General features: G+C 69.8%; 28 protein-coding genes. 8 read left to right on the forward strand and 20 right to left on the reverse strand.

All coding sequences use genetic code 11. The annotated features are described in order from the left end of the window. Positions 1–11 precede the first annotated feature (11 nt). Genes ACWEOO_RS29705 through ACWEOO_RS29725 form a run of 5 tightly spaced genes read right to left on the reverse strand, consistent with a single transcriptional unit; the run spans position 12 to position 4,237 of the window. Entirely contained in the window at positions 12–1,475 is a 1,464-nt protein-coding gene (locus tag ACWEOO_RS29705; RefSeq protein ID WP_452145840.1) for a fused MFS/spermidine synthase, read from the reverse strand. A gap of 26 nt (positions 1,476–1,501) precedes the next feature. Then, entirely contained in the window at positions 1,502–1,858 is a 357-nt protein-coding gene (locus ACWEOO_RS29710) for an MmcQ/YjbR family DNA-binding protein (RefSeq protein ID WP_359922478.1), read from the reverse strand. Between the two features lie 4 nt (positions 1,859–1,862). After that, the gene (locus ACWEOO_RS29715) at positions 1,863–2,528 is read right to left on the reverse strand and encodes a response regulator transcription factor (protein WP_355698301.1); all 666 of its coding nucleotides are present in this window, start codon (positions 2,526–2,528) and stop codon (positions 1,863–1,865) included. Continuing rightward, positions 2,503–3,702 (reverse strand): sensor histidine kinase, encoded by a 1,200-nt coding sequence (locus ACWEOO_RS29720; protein WP_452145841.1) that lies wholly within the window; start codon positions 3,700–3,702, stop codon positions 2,503–2,505. Before ACWEOO_RS29720 ends, ACWEOO_RS29715 begins: the two co-directional genes overlap by 26 nt. A 13-nt stretch (positions 3,703–3,715) precedes the next feature. Continuing rightward, positions 3,716–4,237 carry a hypothetical protein gene (locus ACWEOO_RS29725; RefSeq protein ID WP_452145842.1) on the reverse strand — a complete coding sequence of 174 codons (522 nt, stop codon included), beginning with the start codon at positions 4,235–4,237 and terminating at the stop codon, positions 3,716–3,718. Between the two features lie 225 nt (positions 4,238–4,462). On the opposite strand from ACWEOO_RS29725, the gene ACWEOO_RS29730 reads away from it, so the two are divergent. Next, the gene (locus tag ACWEOO_RS29730; RefSeq protein ID WP_452145843.1) at positions 4,463–4,996 is read left to right on the forward strand and encodes a hypothetical protein; all 534 of its coding nucleotides are present in this window, start codon (positions 4,463–4,465) and stop codon (positions 4,994–4,996) included. A gap of 109 nt (positions 4,997–5,105) precedes the next feature. Next, positions 5,106–5,594 carry a hypothetical protein gene (locus ACWEOO_RS29735; RefSeq protein WP_452145844.1) on the forward strand — a complete coding sequence of 163 codons (489 nt, stop codon included), beginning with the start codon at positions 5,106–5,108 and terminating at the stop codon, positions 5,592–5,594. Between the two features lie 68 nt (positions 5,595–5,662). Here ACWEOO_RS29735 and ACWEOO_RS29740 read toward each other — a convergent pair whose 3' ends face one another. Further along, a complete protein-coding gene (locus tag ACWEOO_RS29740; RefSeq protein ID WP_355485921.1) occupies positions 5,663–6,214 on the reverse strand; it encodes a YceI family protein in 552 nt (183 codons plus the stop codon). Positions 6,215–6,438: 224 nt separating this feature from the next. Here ACWEOO_RS29740 and ACWEOO_RS29745 point away from each other — a divergent pair, with 224 nt between their 5' ends. From ACWEOO_RS29745 to ACWEOO_RS29755, 3 genes are all read left to right on the forward strand, one after another. After that, positions 6,439–6,927, forward strand: coding sequence for an FBP domain-containing protein (locus tag ACWEOO_RS29745; RefSeq protein WP_452145845.1), 489 nt, complete (start codon positions 6,439–6,441; stop codon positions 6,925–6,927). 49 nt (positions 6,928–6,976) lie between these two features. After that, positions 6,977–7,231 (forward strand): hypothetical protein, encoded by a 255-nt coding sequence (locus tag ACWEOO_RS29750; protein WP_452145846.1) that lies wholly within the window; start codon positions 6,977–6,979, stop codon positions 7,229–7,231. 94 nt (positions 7,232–7,325) lie between these two features. Next, on the forward strand, positions 7,326–7,844 hold the full coding sequence (locus tag ACWEOO_RS29755; protein WP_452145847.1) for an orotate phosphoribosyltransferase: 519 nt from the start codon (positions 7,326–7,328) through the stop codon (positions 7,842–7,844). Between the two features lies 1 nt (position 7,845). On the opposite strand, the gene ACWEOO_RS29760 is transcribed toward ACWEOO_RS29755, so the two are convergent. Next, on the reverse strand, positions 7,846–9,075 hold the full coding sequence (locus ACWEOO_RS29760; protein ID WP_452145848.1) for an exonuclease domain-containing protein: 1,230 nt from the start codon (positions 9,073–9,075) through the stop codon (positions 7,846–7,848). A gap of 70 nt (positions 9,076–9,145) precedes the next feature. Next, positions 9,146–9,646, reverse strand: coding sequence for a hypothetical protein (locus ACWEOO_RS29765; protein ID WP_355698324.1), 501 nt, complete (start codon positions 9,644–9,646; stop codon positions 9,146–9,148). 150 nt (positions 9,647–9,796) lie between these two features. Between ACWEOO_RS29765 and ACWEOO_RS29770 the strand changes: the two genes are divergently transcribed. After that, a complete protein-coding gene (locus ACWEOO_RS29770) occupies positions 9,797–9,952 on the forward strand; it encodes a hypothetical protein (protein ID WP_355485930.1) in 156 nt (51 codons plus the stop codon). 100 nt (positions 9,953–10,052) lie between these two features. Here the strand turns inward: ACWEOO_RS29770 and ACWEOO_RS29775 are convergent, their stop codons facing one another. After that, positions 10,053–10,544 carry a metallophosphoesterase family protein gene (locus ACWEOO_RS29775; protein ID WP_452145849.1) on the reverse strand — a complete coding sequence of 164 codons (492 nt, stop codon included), beginning with the start codon at positions 10,542–10,544 and terminating at the stop codon, positions 10,053–10,055. A gap of 11 nt (positions 10,545–10,555) precedes the next feature. After that, positions 10,556–11,545, reverse strand: coding sequence for an NAD-dependent epimerase/dehydratase family protein (locus tag ACWEOO_RS29780; RefSeq protein WP_452145850.1), 990 nt, complete (start codon positions 11,543–11,545; stop codon positions 10,556–10,558). Positions 11,546–11,734: 189 nt separating this feature from the next. Here ACWEOO_RS29780 and ACWEOO_RS29785 point away from each other — a divergent pair, with 189 nt between their 5' ends. Further along, the gene (locus tag ACWEOO_RS29785) at positions 11,735–12,046 is read left to right on the forward strand and encodes a hypothetical protein (RefSeq protein WP_359922446.1); all 312 of its coding nucleotides are present in this window, start codon (positions 11,735–11,737) and stop codon (positions 12,044–12,046) included. 95 nt (positions 12,047–12,141) lie between these two features. Here ACWEOO_RS29785 and ACWEOO_RS29790 read toward each other — a convergent pair whose 3' ends face one another. From ACWEOO_RS29790 to ACWEOO_RS29835, 10 genes are all read right to left on the reverse strand, one after another. Further along, complete coding sequence (locus ACWEOO_RS29790) at positions 12,142–12,537, reverse strand: hypothetical protein (RefSeq protein WP_363709708.1); 396 nt, start codon at positions 12,535–12,537, stop codon at positions 12,142–12,144. Continuing rightward, positions 12,534–12,761: a hypothetical protein gene (locus ACWEOO_RS29795; protein WP_355698335.1), complete on the reverse strand. Its 228-nt coding sequence runs from the start codon at positions 12,759–12,761 to the stop codon at positions 12,534–12,536. Before ACWEOO_RS29795 ends, ACWEOO_RS29790 begins: the two co-directional genes overlap by 4 nt. A gap of 168 nt (positions 12,762–12,929) precedes the next feature. Then, complete coding sequence (locus tag ACWEOO_RS29800) at positions 12,930–13,406, reverse strand: hypothetical protein (protein ID WP_452145851.1); 477 nt, start codon at positions 13,404–13,406, stop codon at positions 12,930–12,932. After that, entirely contained in the window at positions 13,393–13,866 is a 474-nt protein-coding gene (locus ACWEOO_RS29805; protein WP_452145852.1) for a hypothetical protein, read from the reverse strand. Before ACWEOO_RS29805 ends, ACWEOO_RS29800 begins: the two co-directional genes overlap by 14 nt. Then, complete coding sequence (locus ACWEOO_RS29810) at positions 13,866–15,203, reverse strand: hypothetical protein (protein WP_452145853.1); 1,338 nt, start codon at positions 15,201–15,203, stop codon at positions 13,866–13,868. Before ACWEOO_RS29810 ends, ACWEOO_RS29805 begins: the two co-directional genes overlap by 1 nt. Positions 15,204–15,219: 16 nt before the next feature. Further along, positions 15,220–15,480 (reverse strand): hypothetical protein, encoded by a 261-nt coding sequence (locus ACWEOO_RS29815; protein WP_130388988.1) that lies wholly within the window; start codon positions 15,478–15,480, stop codon positions 15,220–15,222. Positions 15,481–15,497: 17 nt separating this feature from the next. Then, complete coding sequence (locus tag ACWEOO_RS29820) at positions 15,498–16,175, reverse strand: hypothetical protein (protein ID WP_452145854.1); 678 nt, start codon at positions 16,173–16,175, stop codon at positions 15,498–15,500. Then, complete coding sequence (locus ACWEOO_RS29825; RefSeq protein WP_452145855.1) at positions 16,172–18,916, reverse strand: FtsK/SpoIIIE domain-containing protein; 2,745 nt, start codon at positions 18,914–18,916, stop codon at positions 16,172–16,174. Before ACWEOO_RS29825 ends, ACWEOO_RS29820 begins: the two co-directional genes overlap by 4 nt. 118 nt (positions 18,917–19,034) lie before the next feature. After that, complete coding sequence (locus ACWEOO_RS29830; protein ID WP_452145856.1) at positions 19,035–19,430, reverse strand: VOC family protein; 396 nt, start codon at positions 19,428–19,430, stop codon at positions 19,035–19,037. 7 nt (positions 19,431–19,437) lie between these two features. Further along, positions 19,438–19,635 (reverse strand): hypothetical protein, encoded by a 198-nt coding sequence (locus ACWEOO_RS29835; RefSeq protein ID WP_452145857.1) that lies wholly within the window; start codon positions 19,633–19,635, stop codon positions 19,438–19,440. A 132-nt stretch (positions 19,636–19,767) separates the two neighbouring features. Between ACWEOO_RS29835 and ACWEOO_RS29840 the strand changes: the two genes are divergently transcribed. Further along, positions 19,768–22,842 (forward strand): PD-(D/E)XK nuclease family protein, encoded by a 3,075-nt coding sequence (locus ACWEOO_RS29840; RefSeq protein WP_452145858.1) that lies wholly within the window; start codon positions 19,768–19,770, stop codon positions 22,840–22,842. Positions 22,843–22,853 lie beyond the last annotated feature (11 nt).

Genomic DNA, 22,853 nt, shown 5'->3' on the forward strand with positions numbered 1-22,853 from the left:
TCACACGACGGTCAGCCGCTGTACGGCGTGAGCAACTGGTCGACCGGCGCGTAGTCGTCGGTCAGCACGGGCGCGTCGCCGACGAAGCCGTCCGGCCGGTCGAGGACGTCCAGCGAGGGCCCGAGACGGCGCTCGATCGCCGCGGAATCGATCGGCCGGTCGGCGGCGGCGACCACGAAGTTGCCGCCGCTGCGACCGGACAGCTCGTCCTTGCGCGCGATGACCGCGACGTACGGGAAGACCGCCTGCGCGGTCTTGACCTCGGCCTTCAGGAACTTCGCGTCGCCGTGGTCGATGACGTTCATCAGGTACAGCCCGTCCGGCCGCAGCACCCGGCGGACGTCGGAGATCACCTCGCGGGTGGTCAGGTGCCACGGCACGGACAGCCCGCTGAACGCGTCCATCACGACCAGGTCCCGGCTGTCCGTGGTCTCGTCCCGGACGCCGAGCCGGCCGTCCTGCACCGTCACCGCGAGCTCCGGTCCGGTCCGGACGCCCAGCTCCCGCTTGTCGAGCTCCACCACGGCCGCGTCGATCTCGTACACCTGGTGCTTGCTGCCCGGCCGCGTCGCCGTCAGGTACCGCGTCATGGTCATCCCGCCACCGCCGATGTGCAGCACATCCAGCGGCTGCCGCTCGGCCCAGGTGCCGTTGATCGCGGCCGCGAAGCTCTTGATGTACTCGAACTCCAGGAACGTCGGGTCGTCGAGGTCGACGTACGAGTGCCGCAGCTGGTCGAGGTAGAGGGTCCGGCCGCCCTCCCGGTTCGGGTCTGCAACAACACGGGCGCAGTGGTAGGCAGTCTCGACCTCACACGGGCGCGGCGCGACCAAGGTCAGGGTCGCGCCGATGACCGCCAGAGCGACCGGCTTGACCGCGGACCGCACGCCACGGAGCAGGAAGGTCAGTGCGGCACCGGCAACGACCAGTGCGGCGCCCAGCGCCAGGACGATCGTGCTGATCGGAATGGTCGCCACGAACACGAACCCGGTGAGCACGGTGCCGACGATGCCGCCGACCGTCGCGTACGCGGACAGCTTGCCGACCACGGTGCCGGTCTGGGTCAGTGTGTCCAGCCGCAGCTTGGTCACCATCGGGGTGACGGCCGACAGGAGTGCCGCCGGTGCGAACAGCGTCACGGCGAGCACCAGGAACACCAGGTCGTTCGCGCCGCCTCGGAGCGCCTCACCGGTCCAGCGGACCACTGGGAGGACCAGCATCACCAGTGCCCCGCCGAGCAGGATCAGCGGCCCGAGCGTCCGCTGCGGCGGCACCATGTCCGCGAACCGTCCACCGAGGGCCGCACCGGTCGCGATGGCCGCCAGGGCGACACCGATAACAGCAGTGTTCGTCTCCAGCGTCAGCCCGATGTACGGCGCGACCAGCCGGAGCGACACGAGCTCCAGCACCATGACGGCGGCGGAGCTGCCGAACGCCAGCCAGATCGCCAGCTTCTGGCCCACCGGCCCGCGCATGTCCACCACATCACCCTATAGAACGGCTACGACTCATCCAGGCGAGCGATCAGGGTCTTCGGGGCGATCTGGCGATACGCGGTCTCCACCAGGTCCTCGAAGTGGCCCCAGTCCACCTCGACGTCCAGATAGACCCCGAGCCAGCCGCGGTGACCGACGTACGGCGGCCGGAAGAAGTGCTCCGGGTCGTCGGCGACGAGCGACTCCTGGACGCCGGGCGGCGCCGCCATCCAGACGCCGAGGCGGTCGTCGTGGTGGTGGTCGGCGTACATGACGAACGTCTTCTTGTCCCGGACGAACCACGTCGGCTCGCCGTGACTCGGTCGCTCGGTCACTTCGGGCAGTGCGAGGCACAGGCTGCGTACACGTTCCAGAACGTCCATCTGCTCAGTGTCTCGGTCCTGGGGTCACAACGCCCGACTCGTACGCGTAGACGACGGCCTGTGCGCGGTCACGGAGGTCCAGCTTGGTGAGGATGTTGCTGACGTGCGTCTTCACGGTCTGCTCGGCCAGCACCAGTTCGGCGGCGATCTGCCGGTTGGACAGTCCCCGCGCGACCAGCCGCAGTACGTCGGCCTCCCGCGGCGTCAGCCGGGCCGGTGTCGCCGGTACGACGGGTTGCGCGCGAGCGAAGTCCTCCACCAGCCGACGGGTCACGGAGGGCGCCAGCAGCGCATCACCGGCCGCGACGACGCGTACTGCGGCGGCCAGCTCGTCCGGCGTCGAGTGCTTCAGCAGGAAGCCGCTCGCACCGGCACGGAGGGCGGCGTACACGTAGTCGTCCAGGTCGAACGTCGTCAGCATCACGACCCGCGGCGGCTCACCCGGTGCCGAACCGGCGAGGATGCGCTGCGTGGCGGCGAGTCCGTCCAGGACGGGCATCCGGACGTCCATCAGGATCACGTCCGGCTTCAACTCGGCGGCCAGCTCGACCGCCTGCGCGCCGTCGCCGGCCTGTCCCACCACCTCGATGTCCGGCTGTGAGTTCAGCAGCGCACCGAATCCGGCCCGCACCATCTCCTGGTCGTCAACGACCATGACCGTGATCGCCACTGGCCACCTCCTCTCCGACCGGGATCAACGCATGCACCAGATAACCGCCTTCTGGGGTCGGACCGGCGCTCACCGTCCCGTCGAGAAGAGCCACCCGCTCACGCATACCAGTCAGCCCATGCCCACTCCCGGGCGCCGGTACGACGGGCCGCGGCGGCTTCTCGTTCTGCACCGTCACCTCCAGCTCGCCGGTACGACGCCGTACCGCCACTTCCACGGCAGCGTGTAGCGCGTGCCGCACTGCGTTGCTGAGGCCTTCCTGCACAACGCGGTACGCCGTCAGCTCGACAGCTGGATCGAAGCCGCTCGGCACCTCTCCCACCAGTTGCACGTCGGCGCCGGCACGCCGGGTGCTCTCCACAAGCTCGGCCACCTGGTCCAGCCCGGGCTGCGGGCCGAGCTCCCCTGTGTGCTGGACAGGTTCGCGCAGCAGCCGAAGCACCCGCCGCATCTCCGTCAGGGAAGCGCGTGCCTCGTCGGCGATACCCGTGAACTCCGCACGTACGGCGTCCGGTACGTCGGGCAACCGGTGCGGCGCACTGTCCGCCCGGACCACGACCACGGACAAGTGGTGAGCCACGACGTCATGCAGCTCGCGGGCGATCCTGGCCCGCTCCTGCAGCCGCTCCCGCTCGGCACGCTCCGCCTTGCTGATCGTCTCCTGCTCGGCCAGCCGGCGGTTCGTCTCGGCGCGGGACCGGAGGAGGTCGCCGACCACCACGGCAGCTGCCGACAGCACGGCCATGGTGATCAAGCTGCTCCAGCTGCCGCGGTCCGGCGCCAGCTGGATCGCGACGATGCCCACGGCCTGAGTCGCCGCCCACCAGCCGACCAGCTCCCGCCGGCCGAGTCCACGCGCACCCGCGATCGCGAGAACGAACGAATGCCCGAACGCCGCCGTCGTACCCCACGGCCAGGGTTCGCTCAAGGCGACCGGCGTCGTCAGCGCTGCGGTGACGGCCGTAGTGAAGAGTGAAACCACCACGGCCAGCCGCGGCCGCAGCCACGACAGGCCCAGCGCCAGCGCTCGCGCGATCGCCAATGCCAGCACGGCCCCGAGCGACACGTCGTAGTGCTGCCCGAGGTCCATGACGGTCAGCACAAGCAGCGCCGCGACGCCCAGGCCGGCGACCCACGCCCAGCGGCGGCGCGGCCACCCGTTCGGAATCTGCACGGTTGGACCCTACTCACAGTTGCTGGAGCCACGACCAGAAGAACGCGAGACTGCCCGCAGCCACCACGATAGTTGCCGGGAGCACCCACTTGCGGGATCCCTCGGCCAGGAGCGTCTGCAGCGCCGCGATCCCCCGCAGCACCGCCAGGAAGACGGCGAGGCACGGCACGGCGATCAGGCCGTGCGCCGCCCACGCGCCGGCTCGTGTCGGTCCACCCCAGGTGCCTGGCTCGACCGGACCGTGTTCGACGAATCCCCAGAAGGGTCCGCGCACCACTGCGAGCACTGCCAGCGCCATCACGAACCAGCTCGCCAGCCCGAGCACAGCGGTGAGCAGTCCGTACCCGAAGGTGCGCGCATTGCCGACGGGCCGCATCCCGAGGCGACGCGCCGCGGTCTCCTCCTCGCCCACGATCGCGTCCGCCATCGCCAGCACGCCGACGGGCGCGCGCAAGGCGCCGTACCGCAGCGAACGAACGAAGCGCTGGATCCTGCGGGGTTCGGCGGTCGACGGGCGGGTCAGTACGTCGGTCATCGTCATCTCCTCGGTCTCAAGTCCTGAGATCGAGGCTAGGAATTCGGAGCGGCCGGCACCTCCCGCCGGGGAACCGATCCGGGACCAGTACCCGGGTAGGGGGTCGATGTGATCCAGGTCACAGTGACCACGATGCGTGTCTCGACGTTACACGGTCAGTGCCGAACAGTCCGCACGGCTCGCTGTGCTGCCGACGGCGCGTCCAACAGGAGGTATCCGGACCCCATGCGCATGCAGAACCTGGCAGTGACCGCCACGCTGATCCCGGTCTTGCTCCTCGCCGGCTGCGGCACCGACGCCGGCGTCGCCGCGGCCGCGCCCGCGGCCCAGAAGGCGACCCGGACCACGACCGTCGACGAGGCGGTGAGCTCCGACGACCCGGTGCTGAACGCCTACTACGGGTACCGCGTCGCGCTCGACGTGATGATGCGCAGCGGCGGCGCGATGACCAAGCAGCTGGAGCCGGTGATGACGCCGACGATGTTCCAGGCGATCAGCGCGCAGGCGAAGTACTTCCGCAGCCGCAAACTGCGCAACACCGGCACCACCAAGGTGCTCTGGGCGAAGCGCACCCTGGCGTCGAACGGCGTCATCGTGAGCGCCTGCTACGACACCTCCGCCGCGCGCACCGTGAACATCCGCGGCCGCGGCGTCCTCCCGAACACCACCCCGACCCGTTGGCTCGACCAGATGCGCGTCCTCAACCAGCAGGGCCGCTGGGTCGTCGACGGCGGCATCACCACGCCGAACGCCTGCTGAAACCCACGGCTTTATGCCAGTGGGATCACGATCGCGTGCCCCCTGGGTTCCACCGCACCGACCCGGGAAGACTTCGCCGTAAGTGCCGGCTAGGTCGAGGGGTCCGCCGATGATCGACACGAGTATTGGACGGTGGCTGCCGTTCCTCGGACGCCGCCGTACGCCGGATTCGCTGCGCCCACGCGGCACCAGTTCGCGGGTGAGCCGGCTCGCCGCGCAGTACGACGCCGACGTCGACGCGGCCCTGCAACGCCTCTGGCCGAAGGCGCGGATCTACCACGATCGCGAGTTCACCCGGGACCGCGCCGACTTCCTGCTGGTGGTCCGCGGCCGCGGCGTGATGATCGAGACCAAGGTCAAGAGCGACCCCGGCCTGTTCCGCGGCTCCACCCTCCCGCCGCTGCTGGACCGCCTGCAGCGCGACGGCCGGCGCCTGGTCGTCCTCGTCAACCAGGGCGACCCGACTCCTGCCCGCGACCTGATCACCACCAAGCTCGGCGACAAGGGCCGCATCGTGGTCTGGTCCGGCCCCCACCACGACACCGAACTCCGCCAAGCAGTCGAGTCCCTGCTCCAGCAAACCATCCGCCACGCCTGACCCTGGACACGAAACGGGGACCTTGGACAGGCAACAGCTTGTCCAAGGTCCCCGTCGGGGGTCTGCGGTCAGGCGTTCTTGATCGCCGAGACCTCGAGCTCCAGCGTCACCTTCTCGCTGACCAGGACGCCGCCGCCCTCGAGCGCCGCGTTCCAGCTGACGCCGAAGTCCTTGCGGTTGATCACGACCGAGCCCTCGAGGCCGAGCCGCTGGTTGCCGAACGGGTCGGTCGCCGTACCGGTGTACTCGAAGGTGACGTCGACGGACTTGGTCACGCCGCGGATCGTCAGGTCGCCGGTCACCACGAACTCGGCGTCGCCGGCCGGCGCGATCGCCGTCGACACGAAGGTGATCTCCGGGTTCTCGTCCATCGCCAGGAAGTCGTTGCTGCGCAGGTGCTCGTCGCGCTGGCTGTTGCGGGTGTTGATGCTCTTCGCCTGGATCGTCACCCGGCCGGACGAGTTCGCCGGGTTCTCGCCGTCGATGTGGAACGAGCCCTCGAACTCGTCGAACGCTCCCCGTACCTTGGTCACCATCGCGTGCCGGGCACTGAAGCCGATCCGGGTGTGCGAGGCATCGAGGGTGTAGTCACCGCTGAGGGCGGCGTACTCGCTGGACATCGCGGATTCCTCCAGGAAAGTAGTTGAACTTTAGACAGTACAGGTTTCACCCTTCTGGCCCGGATGTCCACTCCCCCGCCGGCGTGTCCGAGTCGTGGACGCGGACCTGACCGGAGAACGGACTGGAATCACCGCGCCAACCGTTGCCCGTAGCAACAGAGTTAACCGGTTGCGGCCGCGCGGCCGAGCTTGTCTCATAGGTGGTCGGAGATCGGAGGACCGTCGTGGAACCGCTCAGCGCCGAGGACGTCAGGCGCTCGTTCGTCAATTCGTCCAAGAGTCAGATCAAGGCGATGGCACTGCCGCCCAAGTTCGCCGAGCTGCCCTGGGAGTCGCTGGACTTCCTCGGCTGGCGCGACGGCAAGGCGCCGAACCGCGGCTACCTCGTCGTACGGCGGGACGCCGGCGTGACCGGCATCGCGGTGAGCACGCAGGCGTCGGGCGCGGCGCGCCGGTTCGCAGGACTGTGCGACCTGTGCAACACCGCGCATCACGTGAGCGACGTCGCGCTGTTCGCGGCCCGGCGGGCAGGCTCGGCCGGGCGCGAGGGGAACACCGTCGGCATGTACATCTGCGCCGACCTGGCCTGCTCGCTGTACATCCGCGGCCTGAAGGAACTCGACGTCCCGCAGGGCGAGACCGCCACCCCGGACGTGCGCGCGGAACGCCTCGCGACCCGCCTGGAGGCTTTCGTCCGCCGCGGGTGTGCCTGACACTACGCTGGTACCCCCCAGTCGGCCTCGGAGCACCAGGGAGAGCGCGATGACCGAGTTCCGGATCACGCACGAGATCCACACGACGCATCCGGATATCCGCGAGCGGCTCACCGCGACCACGATCGAGGCGATCAACGAGTCGAGCGCCCGGTCCGCCGAGGACGCGGCCCGGGTGCTGCGCCACAAGCTCGCCGAGATCAACGTCCAGATGAGCGAAGACGCCTGCCTGGCCGCGATCGAACGGATCCGCTCCGGCAAGCAGCTCCGCTTCGAGGTCGAAACCGTCCCCGACGAGGAATAGACCCCAGACACGCAGCGAGCCCGGCGTTTCCGCGGCGCGTAAAGCGTGACGCCGCGGGAAGGGCGCCGGCGCGCCGGCAGGTAGGGTGCGGGGCGTGGAGCTTGCTGATCTGGGACGTCGGGTACACGCCACCGCGCATCTGACCGGGGAGTTCCTGCTCCGGTCCGGGCAGACGACGACGGAGTACTTCGACAAGTACCGCTTCGAGGCGGATCCGGTGCTGCTGGACGAGGTGACCGCGGCGATGGTCCCGCTGATCCCGGACGGCACCGAGGTGCTGGCCGGCCTGGAGATGGGCGGTATCCCGGTCGTCACCGCCCTCGGACGGCACACAGGCCTGCCGTGCGCCTTCGTCCGCAAGCACGCGAAGTCCTACGGCACCTGCCGCCTGGCCGAGGGCGCCGAGACCAAAGGCCGCCGGGTCACCATCGTCGAGGACGTCGTCACCACCGGCGGGCAGATCGTCCTGTCCACCCACGAGCTCCGTGCTCTGGGAGCCACCATCACCGACGCCCTGTGCGTCATCAACCGCAACCCCACCACCCCGGCGCCGCTCACCGAAGCCGGCCTCACCCTGCACGCCCTGCTGACCCCCGAGCACCTGCGGCCCTGATTCAGCCCGCTTTCCGGGGGGCGTCCGGGAGGAGCCGGCGGAAATCGTCGGCGGAGATGATCGGGACGTTGAACTCCCGGGCCACACGCGCCTTCACGGACAGGCTGTCGACGTCGGCGGCGACCACGAACGTGGTGTCTGGGCGCACCGCCTCCTGCGGCGCGAACCCGGCCGCCACCGCGCGGTCCCACCACACCTCGCGCGGCTCGACCATGTCCCCGGTGAACACCAAGGTGCTCCCGGGCGGAAACCCCCGCGCCCCAGGACGATCCGGTACGACGTACCGCCCGGCGCTCGCCCGGAGTAACGCGTCGTCGACATCGGACGCGCGCTGCCCGAGAATGACCGCGACCTTGTCGAGATCGCTGCGCTGGTCGGGCGTGATCTCGCCGGTCCCCCACGACGCGGCCGCCAGCGCGGACACGTAGAACCGATGCAGGTGGTCCACCTGCGGACGGGTGAGGCCCAACTCGGTTGCCACCTGCACCAACTGATCCGCGTCCGCCGCCGTGATCTCCCGATCGGCGATGAGCGTGTCCAGAAGCACCAGATACGAATCGGCCTGGGGTGGCTCCGGGACGCGCGGCAGCTGATCGACGAGCCGGCTCATCCAGCCGTGCCGCCCGCCGGCGTGGACGGGCCGGACGGTCGGCGCGACCTCCGACCCGGGCAGGTCGGGCCAGGGCAGACGCCTGACCTCTTCATAGGCCCACTGCCACGGCGGCGGCGACGCGAACGCTCCCAGATACTGAGCGAACAGCTCGGCGGTCGCGCGCGTGTCCGCCAGCGCCGAGTGCCAGCCCTCGATCGAGATCCCGGCCGCCGCGCAACAGGCGCCGAGCGTCCGCTTGGCGCCCGGATGCAGATATCCCGCCAGCGCCATCGTGCACATCGACCGCTCGGTGATCAGCGGAACCGCGACGCCGAGCCGCGCGAACTCCGCCCGCAGGAAACCCAGGTCGAACTCGACGTTGTGTCCGACAACCATCCGCCCGGCCAGCAACTGCCCGAGCTGTCGCGCGACGTCCCGGAACTCCGGCGCCGCCAGCACATCGGCGGTGAGGATCCCGTGGATGTGCTGCGGGCCGAGGTCGCGCTGCGGATTCAGCAACGTCACCCACTCGCGCTCGACCTGCCCGTGCGCGTCCAGCAGCACCACGGCGATCTCGATGACCCGGTGCCGATGGGTCGGCAGCAGGCCGGTCGTCTCGGTGTCGATGACCGCATACATCCCGGGCCTCCTCCGGCTCGCTGACCGACTGGAACAACCCAATCACAGCCCGCCGACAGTTTCCGTCCGCTCAGGAATCCGGCACGTCGACGGCGATCTCCGCGCCCAGCTTCGCGCCCTGCGCGAGCTGCAGCTCGTCACCGCTCCAGAACCGGCCGGGGTCGTACCAGTTCGGCCGCCGGCCGCGCAGCAGTCCCATCGCCTCGTACGTCACCGCGACCACCTCGGCGCAGTACGCCGACTCCAGCTCGAGCTCCCGCGATCCCTTCCGCAGCGCCGGCACCCGGCCGCGCACCCACCGCGACGCGAGCCGGGCCGTCGACGGGAATGGCGTACCGTCGAGCCGCGCGACGGTTTTCAGTACGGCGTCCTCCATCGCGCGGGTGACCGGATGGTCGAGCTGCCGCAGCCAGGCGCGCTGGCCGTACTTGCGGCCCCACACCACGACGGCGTCCCGCAGGTCGTGCAGCTGCACCCCGCGGTGGTGCTTCCCGGTCCAGACGTCCGGGAGCGAGCGGCCGAGTTCCGCGTGCCACATCAGCGGCGGCAGGTCCTCGATGACGATCGCCATCCCGACATGGTTGACCGGGCTGTTGGTGGTCAGCTGAATGGCTCGGTCCGCCGCGCTGTCGCCGCGGAACAGCCAAATGTCACCTGTTCGTGTCAGTTCCGTAGCGTCATCCAGTGAAATCCGGCTGGTCACATCGCTAGGTTAGTCGCCATGAAGGTATGGAAGGTGGTAGGGCTTGCGGGGCTCGTCGGCGTCGCCGCGACGGGTGTCGTGATCGCCCGCGGAGAGCGCAAGCGCAAGGCGTACACGCCCGAAGAGGTCCGTGATCGTCTCAAGGCCCGGGTCAAGGAAGCAGCGAACGCCTGACCCCGGCTGCGAAGCCCGGCCGGGCAGTCGTGGATGCGCCGTAACTCGGTGGTACGGCGGCATCCACGTCTGCCCGGCCGTTCTCGTTGCGGTACGCAACCTAAAGGTTGTGCAAGGCAACCTGTTCGAGGCGTCCGCCGGTGATCGTCGCGGTCTGGTAGGTGCAGTACGGCTGCCGCCTGCGGTCCGTCGGCGACCCCGGGTTCAGCAGCCGGAGCCCACGCGGGCCAGTCGTGTCCCACGGGATGTGGCTGTGCCCGAACACGAGCAGATCCACTCCCGGGTACGCCGCCTCGCAGCGAGCCTCCCGCCCCTTGGCCGGGCCGGTCTCGTGCACCACGGCCACCGACATGCCGTCCAGAGTCACCCGCGCGACCTCGGGCAGGCGCGCCCGCAGCTCGGGGCCGTCGTTGTTGCCCCAGCACCCGATCAGGCGCTTGGCGCGCACCTCCAACTCATCGAGCAGCGCGACGCTCACCCAGTCGCCCGCATGGACGACCACGTCGGCGTCGTCGACCGCCTCCCATACCGGTGCGGGCAACTTCTTCGCCCGCACCGGCAAGTGCGTGTCAGAGATGAGCAGGAGGCGCATGCGCCCACTCTCTACGCCTTGAGGGCCTCGATCAACTCCTGCTCCCTGGCCGGGCTCAGGCCTGCCTTTCGCTCACGGTTCAGGCCGAGCTCGCGTTCCCAGGCCAGCGTGTCCGCCAGGAACTCCCGGCGGGACCGATGGGTCAGCCCGGCCGCCGCCGCTGCCGCGCCGCTGCGCGACGACCAGCCCTCGTACCCCGGCTCGACCAGCCACATCGCCAGCGAGTCAGGGCCCATGTACTGGTCGACCTTCTGCTCCACCAGCCACTCCCGCGGCGCGCGCACCACAGGCCCGGTGTGACCGCCGACCTCCCGGGTCAGCTCGATCCACTCACCGAACGGCACCAAGGGCCCGCGAACGTCGAACGTCCCGGTCCGTCCGTCGGTCGCGTTGTCCAGCAGCCATCCGGCAAGGTCCCGTACGTCGATCACCGACGTCGCCAGTTCGGGCGTGTCGGGCACCAGCAACGGCTCCTCGGGCGCCCGCGCCGCCCGCGCGACCCAGGCCCCCGCGCGGTCGCTGCGATCCCCTGGGCCGCCGATCAGCCCGGCCCGCGCGATCACCAGCCGGTCCCCGACGACCTCGCGCGACGCGAGCTCGCACGCGACCTTCGCCTCGCCGTACAACTCCCGGTCCACCGCGTCCGCGGCGGCCGGCTCCCGCAGTACGGCGGTCTCGTCCGCGCCGGGCGTGTCGTACTTCTCGTACGCGTTCACCGACGACACGTACGTCCAGTGCTTCGCCCGCGCGCCGAACGCGGCCAGCGCCGCCTTCACGAACCCCGGCTCCCACGACACCTCGAACACTGCGTCCCAGTCCCGCACGGGCACCCCGTCGTACGCATCCGGACGACTGCGATCGGCGGCCACCAGCGTGGCGCCGTCCGCGACCGCCCCGCTCTCGCCGCGGGCCAGGCACGTCACCGCGTGCCCGCGTGCGATCGCCTGCGTCGCGATCTCCCGACCGAGCCACGCCGTACCACCGAGGATCAGAATCTCCATGCGGGCCAGCCAATCAGGCGGCGGCAACGATTCCCAAGCACCTTTGCCGAGGGCAGAAACTCCCGTCGGTGATCCGCCGCCCGCGTCAGGTCACCGTAATCCTCGCCCCCTTGCCAGCCGCACGATCCGGGCGCACTGTCGAACCATCAGGACACCCAGGGGTGAGTGTCTGTGGCAGCAGGGGGAGAGATGGCTGGTTTCGTTCAGATCATCGAGTACCGCACGTCCAAGCCGGACGAGATCGCGGCGCTGATGGAGGACTTCCGCGCCAAGCGGGAAGCCGACGCGGGCGGCGCAGCGCCGACGCGCGGCATGACCTGCGCCGACCGGGACGAGCCGGGGCGCTACTTCGCGATCGTCGAGTTCGCCTCGTACGAAGCGGCGATGGAGAACTCACGGCGGGCCGACACCACCGAGTTCTCGGAGCGGATGATGGAGCTCTGCGACGGGCCCGGCACGTTCTACAACCTCGAGAAGGTGGACGAGCAGGAGTACCGCTGATCCTCAGGTACGGCGTACGCCGGCTCGCCCGGGCGTACGCCGTACCGAGGTGACCGGTGCCGGAAGGGGTCACCCGGCACCGGTGGATCGGAACCTCAGCGGAAGACCCGGTACGACGGCCACGCGGACGGCGGCGCGGCGCCGTGCGGACCGAGGTCGCGGTCGGAATGCAGCGGGTCGGGGTCCTGCCGCTCGGTCGTGGAGTGCAGATCCGGCCATGGCCGGGGCGGAAGCGACTCGCGCGGCGGCAGCCTCAGGTCGGGATCGGGACCCAACTCCGGGTCGAGCCATTCGATCACCGTGGCACCGCCGTGCCCGTGGATCGCGACCACCGACTCGATGCTGTCCCAGACCGTCGTGGTCGGGTAGTCGCCGTACCAGCGCAGCGCGACCGCGCCGTCGGTGAACTGCACCCCCTCGGCGACGGGTCCGGTACCGCTGACACCGGAGACGTCCTGATGACGGATCAACCGGAAGCGACGGGAGCTCATGTCGGCGCGACCTCCCACAGCCGCTCCCCCGGCAGCCTCCGCTCCGGTCCTGGATCGTGGTCCGGAATCGGGTCGCTCGTCACCCGCAACCCGGCGAACCTGCGCGACATGGCCGCCGCATACCGCTCGGCCAACTCCGCCTCGGCCCGGTAGTCGGCGACCACATGATCCCCGAACCAGACCCTGACCCGACGACGCTCCACCCGGACCGCACCGTCGGCCATTTCAACACACCCGGCACCGAATCGAGCCGGATCCCATCAGCGACCTCGCACAACCCTTCACGTCAATCCCTTCCACTGCCCTGTGGGGATGGGTTCACAGGAAGTGACGGCCCCCGAGCCCGTTCATGACGCAACTCCCGAGAAATTCCTCACACCCCGTGAGATTCCTCAGCTGACGACCCACGAGCGCCAGGTCTCGATGTCCTCGACGTCAGGGGTGATCGCCGGATCAAAGGTCTGCACGCCGGCACCAGGCAGGTAGGCCGACACCAGCGTGTCGAGGTTGTGCACCAGCAACGCGGATACGTCAGGGCGCGCCGTCACAAGCTCGTCGAAGACCGCTCTAGTCTCACGCAGCTGCCAGTCCTCGTCCTTCGCCCCGACGAGGCGGACGTGGAGGTCGATCGGGTACCGGTCGATCGCCTGAATCTCGTCAGGCTCCGGGGAGACGAGAGCGACCCCATTCGGACGCACCAGAACAGCCACCACGCCCGCACCTGTCCGCGTCGAACGGCGGAACAAGCGTTCATCGCCCTTCAGGTCGGCATCCGCGACAGCCTCCAGCCCAAGACCGCCGGCCAGCCACGCGGCGACCTCACCCACCGAATCCTCGGTCGCCACGAACACGTTGTCACTCGTCGACATCAGCAACGACCCACGAGCGCCAGACCTCCAGGTCCGGGTCGTCGAGGGTGGTGCGAGGCTGGAAGGTGTGGGTGCCGCGACCGGGCAGGTACGCGGCGACGAGCATCTCGACGTTGTGCGAGAGCAGCGCGGGCACGTCGCCCAGCTCACCGACCAGCCGCTCGAACAGCAACCGGGCTTCTTCGGCCTGTGCGTCCTTGTGCGTGCGGAACTGGACGTCGACAACGACGCCGTACCCGTCCATCGCCTGCACCTCGTCCGGCTCCGGTTCGAAGATGTTGGGTCCGATGTAGACAGCCATGATCGCGTCGGATGTGCGAGCACGGCCTTTGTACTGCAACTCGCCGCTCTCGGCTCTCAGATCCCCGTTGAACTCCAGGTCCAGCACCCGCGCGATCCGCTCGGCCGCCGCCTCCAACGGCTCGTCCAGCGCCAGGAAGATCTCATCGCTGTCGGCCATCACGACTCCTTCGCAAATGTCACCAGGCGTCCGTCCCCAAGAATCACATGCACCATGTTGGCCACTCTCGTCCCCGGCTGTCCGCAGGCCCGCCGGAAGGCTCGCAGCGCATCTTGCTCCGACAGACCGATCGGGCGGCCGTCGATGACGACCTCGCCGTCCCGGCCGGCCTGTTTGCTGCCTGCGTTCATGTTCCGTTTGAGTGCGCTGTTCCTGTTGCTCGTCGGTGTCTTGAACTCGATGATGACGCCTTCGCTCGAGCCGGACTTGCGAACCATCACGTCCGGATTCTTCTTGTTCGGCGTCTCGTGATCCGCGAGGCGGGCGTCGATGCGCCAGCCTTCCTCGGTGAGGCGCTGGGCGATGGCCACTTCCTGTGGATCGAAGGTGCCCGTCGGATCGTGAACGCCCGGAGTGAAGTCGATCTCCAGCGGACGCGCGTCGAGGGCTGGGTCGAAGTCCAGGTCCCTCGGTGCCGGGAGGTCTGGGAGTTCGATGTCGACGACGATCGGTGTCGGCGGGCGGTCCTCGGGGTGGTCGAAGGTGGCTTCCAGGTGGTCTGCCGTGATGGTGAGGGTGGCGTGTTCCCACTGCTGGTTTTCGGACTCGGCCATTGTGGCCAGGAGGGCCTTGGCGGCTTCGGTGAGGTCGGGGGTGAGTTCGAAGTCGCGGGTCAGGCGGTCCGCGCGTTTCTCTTCTTCCTTCTCGTCCGGTTCCTCGGGCTCGGGTGCCTCGTCCGGCTCGGGTGTGAACCCGAAGTCGCGGGTGAGGCGTTCGGCACGCTTCTGCTCTTCCTTCTTGTCGGGCTCTTCGACGATGATCTCGCCGGTTTCGGTGACGGTGATCTCCAGCTCGAGCGGCTCCGGGTCGTCGTGCTCTTCGTCCTTCTCGCGGGCCTTGCGGTAGTTCTCGAAGGCCTTGCGGGCGGCGGTGATCACCGGCGGCTCGTCGTCCTCGGCCAGCTCGACGTCTTCGTAGGTGACGACGTGCCGCTTGATCCGGATCTCGGTGCCGCTTCCGCTGGTCAGCTTGTTGCGGTCGGCCGAGTCCGACGACGGGCGGTTGGTGGACGGACCGCCGTCGCCGACCAGGCCCTCGGCCCAGCCGCGGGCCTTCGGTGGGGCCATCGACAAGAAGTGGGCGGCGGCTTCGCACGCACGGGCCGCGGCGTCGAGTTGCTGGGCGGCGACGGTCGCCTGGCCGCGGGACGCCAGCAGTGCCAGCTGGGCGTTCTCCCGGCAGCGAGCCGCCGTACGCGTGAGCTGTTCGACGACACGCGGGATCTCGTCGAAGCAGTCGACCAGGCCGCGGGCGACCCGCTGCAGCTCGGACGGCACCGTGGTGACTCGGGTGTCAGATCTGGTCGGCGTAGTTCTTGCAGCCGGCCGAGGCGATCTCGAGTGCCTCGGCGGCCTGTTCCACGGCCTTGCTCGCGGCTTCGAGGATCTCGGTGATGTCGCGGTCGATGCCGGTGGCCGTACCCGCGATCAGGCTCTCCACCAGCTGGCTGTGCTGGGTGAACCTGAGCTTGAACCCGGCCAGGCCGCCCGCCGCCTGCTTGGCCTCCATCGAGACCTGGTGCAGCTGTTCCTTGAGCCGTAGTACGTCCGACACCTCAACCCACTCCCAAACTAGTTGCGCTTCTTCGGCAGCACGATCGCCGTACCCGCCACCACGACCGGCACCAGGATCCCGAGCCACCAGGGCAGCCCGGTCGCCATCAGCACCAGCACCGCGGCGGCACCGCCCCAGCCCCACCAGCGCGCGCCGGGCAGCCGGGGCAGCCCGAGCACCCGCGACGCGGCCAGCATCGTGACGGCGGCGATCGCCGCGGCCTCGACCCCGGCCAGGAACGAGCCGGTCAGCACCCACACCAGCACGAACCCGGCCAGCGCCAGGACCGCGCTGATGGTACGCCGCTTGCGCCGCTCCTGGAGCGCCCGGGCCTTGGTCCGCAGCTCCTCCAACTGGTCGACGCTCTCGGCGAGCTGTTCGGTGATCCGCTCGGCGATCTTCTCGATGTCGTTCAGCGCACGGATCTCGGGCAGCGTGTGGTTCGCCCGTGTTCCTTCCGCGGGCAGCCCGGCGCGCTGCAGGCTCTCGGCGGCCTTCTCGGCGAGCGAGTTGAGCCGCGTCTGCAGCTTGCGCCCGCGCTCGGCCATCGCGTCGGCCTCGGCCGCCGCGGTCGCCTCCGCCTTCGACTTGTGCGCCGTCACCCGGTCCTGCGCCTGCTGCGCGTCGGCCCGCGCCATCGCGACCGTCCGGAGCGCACGCGTGTACTCCGACCACTCCTGCTCTTCGGTCTTCATCGCCGCACCAGCTCCACCGCGCGATCCACCTCGTCCGACCGCAGCGCCGCGTACGGTACGACGACCTGCGCCTCCGGATGCAACCCGTCCCACAGCAACGCCCGGTGCGGCTCGGACGCCCAGCGCACCAGCGGACCCGCCACCGCGCGTACGCCGTCCTGCGGGTGCCGCAGGAACAGATGCGTCGCCACGTTCGCGCGCCCGTACCCGAGCTGCTCGGTGCAGACGTGCAGCCGGTTCCACCACCCGAAGGTGATGAGCCCCTGCGCCGGCCCGTCCCGCACGATGTCCTGCAGCACGTTCGCCGGGCTCTCGAAGAACCCCTCGGCATGCACCTGCATCCGCGGTACGCCGTGGAACCCGAACCCGAGCAGGTACGTCCCCGCGGCTTCCCCGCTCCGCATCGCGTCCCGCAGCGTGAACAGCCGCGGCGCGATGTCGTCGTGCTTGTCGACGGTCTCGACCTCGCACCCGAGCTGCCGCAGCACCTGCACCAGCGCATCCTTGCCCTCGGCAACAGACGGCGCCGAGTTCGTACCGTCGACGAAGAGGAACCGTGGCGGCTCCATTGCGCCGGCGGCCGTCGACACCACCAACCCGGTCAGCACGCCGAGAGCGTCCGCCGGCCCGTCGCCCAGCACGAGTACGCCGGCACCGGGCTCGGGCTGCACCTCGACCGCGACCGGCTCCTCGGTCACCGCGATCGGCAACCCCGTCCACGGCCGGCCGAGCTCGGGCTTCACCGCCGTCGCCGTGTCCGTCAGCCGCGCAGGCTCGGCCAGGTGAAACACCCGCGGCGGGTGCACCGCCGTACCCGCCCGCGTCCACAGCTCTTGCCGCAGCGAGTCCAGCACAGCCTTGTCCGCGAAGCTCACGAGCACATGCTGGTTGTCGTCCGGCGAGCCGAAGTTCGCGTTCAGCACGGCCTCGCCGCGGAACTGCAGCTCCGCCGCCGCCGTGTTCCCACTGCGCAGAATTGCCTGCGAGTCGGCCGGTGTCGTCTTCAACGCGATCCGGTACGGCACCTGGCCGAAGATCGAGTCCCGCCGCGTCGACAGCCGCTTGACGCCCTCGATCGTCTGCGTCGCCAGCACGACGTGCACGCCGTAAGCGCGGCCCAGCCGGACCAGCCGCTCGAGCAGCTTCGCCGCCTCGTCCGCAAGCTCGTCGTCGTCCTCGAGCAGCACCTGGAACTCGTCGAGTACGACGAGGATCCGCGGCGGCCGCTCCGGGCCCGCGGGCAGCTCCGCGATGTCGGCGACGTTCCCGTGCGACTTGAAGATCTCGCTGCGCCGGGCGAGCTCGTCCGACAGGTGACGCAGTACGGCGAGACCGAACGCGCGGTCGCTGTGCACCCCGAGCACCCTGATCTGCGGCAGCCAGTGCGGCCGATCCGGGCCAGGGCCGAGCGCCGAGAACTCGACACCGTGCTTGAAGTCCAGCAGGTACATCTCCAGGTCGGACGGCGAGTAGCGCGCGGCCAGTCCGTGGATGAGCACGAGCAGCAGGTTCGACTTGCCTTGGCCGACCGCGCCGCCGACCAGCACATGCGGCAGGGCCGGGTTGCCGCTGCGCAGCCGCACCAACGCCGGCGTGCGGTCGTCGTACCCGATCACGGTGCCGATCTCGTCCTTGACCGGTTGCCACCAGGTCGAGCGGTCCGGCAGCGTCCGGTCGAAGTCGATGGTCGGGAGGACGGCGATCTCGGCCTGCTCGGCGATCACGTCGCAGATCCCCGCGGCGACGGTCGCGTCGAACGGCGGATCCAGCCGGGCCGGCGGCAGCTGCGCGATCTCGACCCGGTCGTTGACGATGGCAACCGGATTGAGGAGATCGAGCAACTGTTTCGAGTCGACGTCGAGCTCGGCGGCCGTCGACGCGTCGTAGTGGACGAGGAAGCAGATGCCGCGCCGGCCGGCGGTCGCGGCCAGCCGGAGCAGGTCGCGCTGGGCGAGTGTGTCGATGCCGAACGGGTAGTCGAACAGGACGACCACCCGATAGGGATCGGTCACCTGACCGGTCTCCTTCAGCAGGTCCTCGAAGCGTTCGTGCCCGAGTTGCGCCTGCCGGCTGGCCCGCAGCGACGACACGTCGACGAGGCCGGACAGCACCGTGTGCAGCTGTTCCGCGGTATGCGTTGCCCTAGGCACCAATTGCGGATACTTCGTGGTCAGGTGCCCGAGCAGACCCATCATCCCGGTCAGCTTCGGGTCGAACGCATCGATGCGCAGCCGGAACGGTTCCGACGCGGCGACCAGCCGCAGCGCGATGCCCTGCAGCAGGCGGCGAGCAGACTCGTGACGGTCGCCGGTCACCTTCCAGCCGTTGGTGCGCAGCAGCGGCGCGACCACCGGAGTACCGGACTCCAGCTCGCCGACCCGCATGTACGCCGGGACGCCCGCGCCGATCAGCTGCCGCGAACGCCAGCGAGCGTCGTTCGGCGGGATCGATGCCAGTCCGGGGGCGAGCCGGTCCGCGAGCAGCCGGGCCCGGGGCTCCGCGTCGGACAGCGCCTCCGCCGTCTTGGCGTCGACCAGCGACCGCGACTCCCGCCGGGCCGCCGCGGTCTGTTCCTGCAGTTGACGATGCAGCTTCACGGCGCGCTGGTGCTCGCCGTACGTCAGGCGGCGGGCGTTGTCCAGCAACTGCCCCAGCGCATGCTGCAAACCGCGGATCCGCGCTTCCAGGAGCTCCGGTGCGGCCGGACCGGGCGCATTTCCCCCGTCAGGCTTCTCCGTCACGAGCATCGTCCTTCCACACTTGCCCCGCGACCGTACTGATTGCCCCGTTGATTGCCTGGTGTAACCATGTCACACCAGTGGCCCCAGTGGTCACTCCAGGTATCAGTAGTCTCACCTGCTAATCAGGAGCGACGATCTCGAGCTCGTAGCCGTCGGTGTTGTGGAGGAAGGCGGCGTAATGCTGCGGGCCGCCGGCGTACGGATGACGGTCGGCGAACATCAGCGTCCAGCCGTGCTCGGCGGCCTCCGCGACGATGCCGTCGACCTCGGCCCGGCTGCCCGCGTTCAGTGCCAGATGGTTCATGCCGGGCCGCATCCGGTCGTGCTCGGCGGCCGACATCGCCGGGCTCTGCTCGACGACGACATAGCAGCCGTCCGGGGCAGCCCAGGTCATCCCGCCCGGCCAGCCGTCACCGTCCTTCCAGCCCAGCCGGTTGAGGACCCAGCCCCAACTCGTGATGGCCCGGGACAGGTCCGGGACCCAGATCTCGACGTGATGCACAGCGGCGGCCATCGGAGCATTATCTGTGCTCGGCGTCATGATGCGACACGGCCATCGAGATCGCGCCGGACAGCAGCAGCCAGCCGAGTGAGGCGACCAGCCACGGCCACCACGGACGGGCCTGCGCGGCCTCGGCGACGGTCTTGCCGAACAGCCCGCCGGAGGGCGCGAGAACGAGCACGAGCAACACCCGCGCGAACCGCGTCTCCCTGGTCATTTCTTCATTGTGCGAGGCAGCCGCCGACCCTGCAGAAACCTTGGCGTTTCGCGCCCCGTCATCTTTCTGTCCGTGGCAAGGTTTACGGTCTGCGGTGACAGTGCGGTGACAGTGGACGGATCGGGGGCTGGAGTGAGCACGACCCGGATCGAGAGCACGGCGTACGGCGCCGCTGCTCTGGAGCGCCTGCACGCCGTCGTCGCGGGGCTGAAGGCCGACGATCCGATGACCCCTGTCACCCTGCTCCTGCCGAACAATCTGGCCGGCGTCGTCGCCCGCCGCCACCTCGCCCGCTCGTCGATCGGCGGGCTGTATCTGGCGACCCTCGAGCGGCTGGCCGAGCAGATCGCGGCCGGTCTGCTGACGCCGCGTCGTCCGGCCACCCGTCCGATCGTCGCCGCCACCTGGCGGACGGCGCTCGCGAAGGCGCCCGGGATCTTCGAGGAAGTCGCCGAGCACCCGTCGACCATTCAAGCGCTCGCATCCGCGCATCGTGAGCTCCGCGACCTGACCGATCCCGCGCTCGACAACGTCGCGCACGCGTCGGCGCTCGGCCCCGATCTCGTTCGGCTGCATCGTTACGTCACCACCGAGCTGGCCGCCGAGTGGTACGACGAGACCGACCTGCTGCGCGCCGCCGCGGCCCGCATCGCGGCGTCGCCCGAGGTCGTCGGCGAGCTCGGGGCACTCGTGCTGTATCTCCCCCAGGAGCTCACCCAATCGCAGGCTGCTTTCGTCGCCGCGCTCGGCGACGCCGCGGCCGATCTCACCGTCATCGTCGGGTTGACGGACGTACGACGGGCCGATCGCGCCGTCCGGCGATCGCTCGAGCGGATCGGGATCGACCTGCCGCCGTCGATCTCGAAGAACTACCCGGTCGCCACCGAGATCCTGAACGCGTCCGACGCCGACGACGAGGTGCGTTGCGTGGTGCGTGACGTCGTCGCGGCGCTGGAGCACACGCCGGCGCATCGGATCGCGGTGCTGTACGCCGCGGCCTCGCCGTACGCACGGCTTCTGCACGAGCACCTGGGCGCCGCGCGCATCGAGGTCAACGGACCGGGGACGCGTCCGGTGCACGAGCGGGCGATCGCGCGCACGCTGCTCGAAGTGCTGGCGCTCGTCGACCAGGATCTGCCGCGCGCGGACGTGTTCCGTGCGCTGGCGAACGCGCCGACGCGGGACTTCGCCGGCGAGCGCATCCCGGTGCCGCAGTGGGAGCGGATGTCGCGGGCGGCAGGGGTGGTGCGCGGCGACGACTGGGACACCCGCCTGGCGCGGTATGCCGAGTCCGAGCGGCGGACCGCCGACCAGGAGGAAGCCGCCGAGGATCCCCGGCCGGCCGCGATCCGGCGCGCGCAGTACAACGCTTCGATGGCCGAGCGCCTGCACAGGTTCGCTTCGACCCTGCGTCGACGGCTCGGCAGTCTGGCAGAGCTTGAAACGTGGTCCTCGCTGTCCGAGGGCGTGCTGCAACTCTTCCATGACTTGCTCGGTGACTACTCGTCGCTGCCCATCGAGGAGCAGTACGCCGCGGCCGCCGTCGAGGGGTCGTTGAAGGGCCTGTCGACACTCGATGAGCTCGGGACGCCGGCGAGTCTCGCTGTTCTGCGGGACGTTCTCGATCTGGAGCTGCAGCAGTCACTCCCCCGCGTCGGTTCCTTCGGCACCGGCGTGCTGGTGGCGCCCTTGTCGGCGAGCGTCGGGCTGTCGGCCGACATCGTGTACGTCGTCGGTCTGTCCGAGGATCTGTATCCGGGCCGGGTCCACGAGGACGCGCTGCTCCCCCACCGGGTGCGCGAGGCAGCCGCGCCCGAGCTCGCGTCGTTCCGCGATCGTCTGGACGAGAAGCAGCGGCACCTGCTGGTCGCGTTCTCGGCGGGCGCGCGCGTGGTGGCGTCGTTCCCGCGCGGCGATCTGCGCCGGTCGTCGCGACGGCTGCCGACGCGCTGGTTGCTCGGATCGCTGCGGGAGCTGACCGGTGACCACGGTCTGCCGGCGACGCAATGGGATCGGTACGGCGAGGTGTTGCGGACGTCGGCGTCGTACGCCGGTTCGTTGACCACGGCAACGATGCCGGCGACCGAGCAGGAGTGGCAGACGCGGGCCGCCGCGGCGAAGCTGTGGGTGCAGGACCGGGTGCTCGTGCAGGCCCGGGAATTGCTGCGGGGGCGTGCTTCCAGCGCGTTCACACGCTTCGACGGCGACCTGTCCGGCGTGTCGGGTCTGCCCGAGTTCGCGGTTGAGGACCGGATCGCCTCGCCGACCTCCCTGGAGTCGTATGCGACGTGCCCGCACGCCTACTTCGTCGAGCGGCTGCTCCAGGTGGAGCCGTTGGAGGCTCCGGAGGATCTGCTCGTCATCTCCCCCGTCCAGGTGGGCAACCTGATCCACAACAGCCTCGACGCGTTCGTCACCCGGCTCGCCGGTTCGCTGCCTGGGTACGGCGAGCCCTGGACCGAGGAGCAACGCTCCCTGCTGCTGGCGATCGGCGCGGATCTCGCGGACCAGTTCGAGGCCGAGGGCCTGACCGGTCACCCCCGGCTGTGGCAGCGCGAGCGGCTGCGGATCCTCGGCGATCTGATGGTGCTGCTCACCGACGACGACCGCTGGCGTTCGGAGCGGAACGCGTCGGTCGTGGCCAGCGAGTTGACGTTCGGGTTCGACGGCGAGCCGCCCGTCGAGATCCCGGTGCCGTCCGGACGGGTGCTGTTGCGTGGATCCGCGGACAAGGTCGACCTCGGCGCGGACGGCACGATCTACGTCACCGACGTGAAGACCGGCGGCTTCTCGCGCTACGAGGGCATCGAAGCGGATCCCGTCGCCGGCGGGACGAAACTCCAGCTGCCCGTGTACGCGTACGCCGCCCGCGCGCGCCTCGGCGAACCGTCCACCCCGGTGGAGGCGTCGTACTGGTTCGTCCGCCGCGGCGGCAAACGGATCCCGGTCCCGCTGACCCCTGAGGTCGAGGCGCGGTACGTCGACACGCTCGACGTGATCGTGTCGTCGATCGCGGCCGGGTTCTTCCCGCCGAAGGCGCCCGAGGTGCCCGACTTCCTGTGGGTGCAGTGCCCGTACTGCAATCCCGACAGCCTGGGGCACAGCGAGGTCCGGGCCCGGTGGGACCGCAAACGTCACGACCCTGTCCTCGAGCGCCTGGTGCGGCTCATCGACCCGACCGCGCTGGAGGTGGCCTCGGATGAGTAGCCGCCGCCCGA

The organism is Kribbella sp. NPDC004138, from assembly GCF_053603655.1.

Coding starts and splice junctions, on each gene's coding strand:
- ACWEOO_RS29735 (WP_452145844.1), top strand. CDS start 5,106: ATGATCGACACGAGTATTGGACGGTGGCTGCCGTTCCTCGGACGCCGC.
- ACWEOO_RS29750 (WP_452145846.1), top strand. CDS start 6,977: ATGACCGAGTTCCGGATCACGCACGAGATCCACACGACGCATCCGGAT.
- ACWEOO_RS29820 (WP_452145854.1), bottom strand. CDS start 16,175: ATGAAGACCGAAGAGCAGGAGTGGTCGGAGTACACGCGTGCGCTCCGG.
- ACWEOO_RS29785 (WP_359922446.1), top strand. CDS start 11,735: ATGGCTGGTTTCGTTCAGATCATCGAGTACCGCACGTCCAAGCCGGAC.
- ACWEOO_RS29710 (WP_359922478.1), bottom strand. CDS start 1,858: ATGGACGTTCTGGAACGTGTACGCAGCCTGTGCCTCGCACTGCCCGAA.
- ACWEOO_RS29830 (WP_452145856.1), bottom strand. CDS start 19,430: ATGGCCGCCGCTGTGCATCACGTCGAGATCTGGGTCCCGGACCTGTCC.
- ACWEOO_RS29765 (WP_355698324.1), bottom strand. CDS start 9,646: ATGGCGATCGTCATCGAGGACCTGCCGCCGCTGATGTGGCACGCGGAA.
- ACWEOO_RS29740 (WP_355485921.1), bottom strand. CDS start 6,214: ATGTCCAGCGAGTACGCCGCCCTCAGCGGTGACTACACCCTCGATGCC.
- ACWEOO_RS29760 (WP_452145848.1), bottom strand. CDS start 9,075: ATGTATGCGGTCATCGACACCGAGACGACCGGCCTGCTGCCGACCCAT.
- ACWEOO_RS29795 (WP_355698335.1), bottom strand. CDS start 12,761: ATGGCCGACGGTGCGGTCCGGGTGGAGCGTCGTCGGGTCAGGGTCTGG.
- ACWEOO_RS29725 (WP_452145842.1), bottom strand. CDS start 4,237: ATGACCGACGTACTGACCCGCCCGTCGACCGCCGAACCCCGCAGGATC.
- ACWEOO_RS29780 (WP_452145850.1), bottom strand. CDS start 11,545: ATGGAGATTCTGATCCTCGGTGGTACGGCGTGGCTCGGTCGGGAGATC.
- ACWEOO_RS29775 (WP_452145849.1), bottom strand. CDS start 10,544: ATGCGCCTCCTGCTCATCTCTGACACGCACTTGCCGGTGCGGGCGAAG.
- ACWEOO_RS29800 (WP_452145851.1), bottom strand. CDS start 13,406: ATGTCGACGAGTGACAACGTGTTCGTGGCGACCGAGGATTCGGTGGGT.
- ACWEOO_RS29705 (WP_452145840.1), bottom strand. CDS start 1,475: ATGCGCGGGCCGGTGGGCCAGAAGCTGGCGATCTGGCTGGCGTTCGGC.
- ACWEOO_RS29730 (WP_452145843.1), top strand. CDS start 4,463: ATGCGCATGCAGAACCTGGCAGTGACCGCCACGCTGATCCCGGTCTTG.
- ACWEOO_RS29805 (WP_452145852.1), bottom strand. CDS start 13,866: ATGGCCGACAGCGATGAGATCTTCCTGGCGCTGGACGAGCCGTTGGAG.
- ACWEOO_RS29790 (WP_363709708.1), bottom strand. CDS start 12,537: ATGAGCTCCCGTCGCTTCCGGTTGATCCGTCATCAGGACGTCTCCGGT.
- ACWEOO_RS29835 (WP_452145857.1), bottom strand. CDS start 19,635: ATGACCAGGGAGACGCGGTTCGCGCGGGTGTTGCTCGTGCTCGTTCTC.
- ACWEOO_RS29770 (WP_355485930.1), top strand. CDS start 9,797: ATGAAGGTATGGAAGGTGGTAGGGCTTGCGGGGCTCGTCGGCGTCGCC.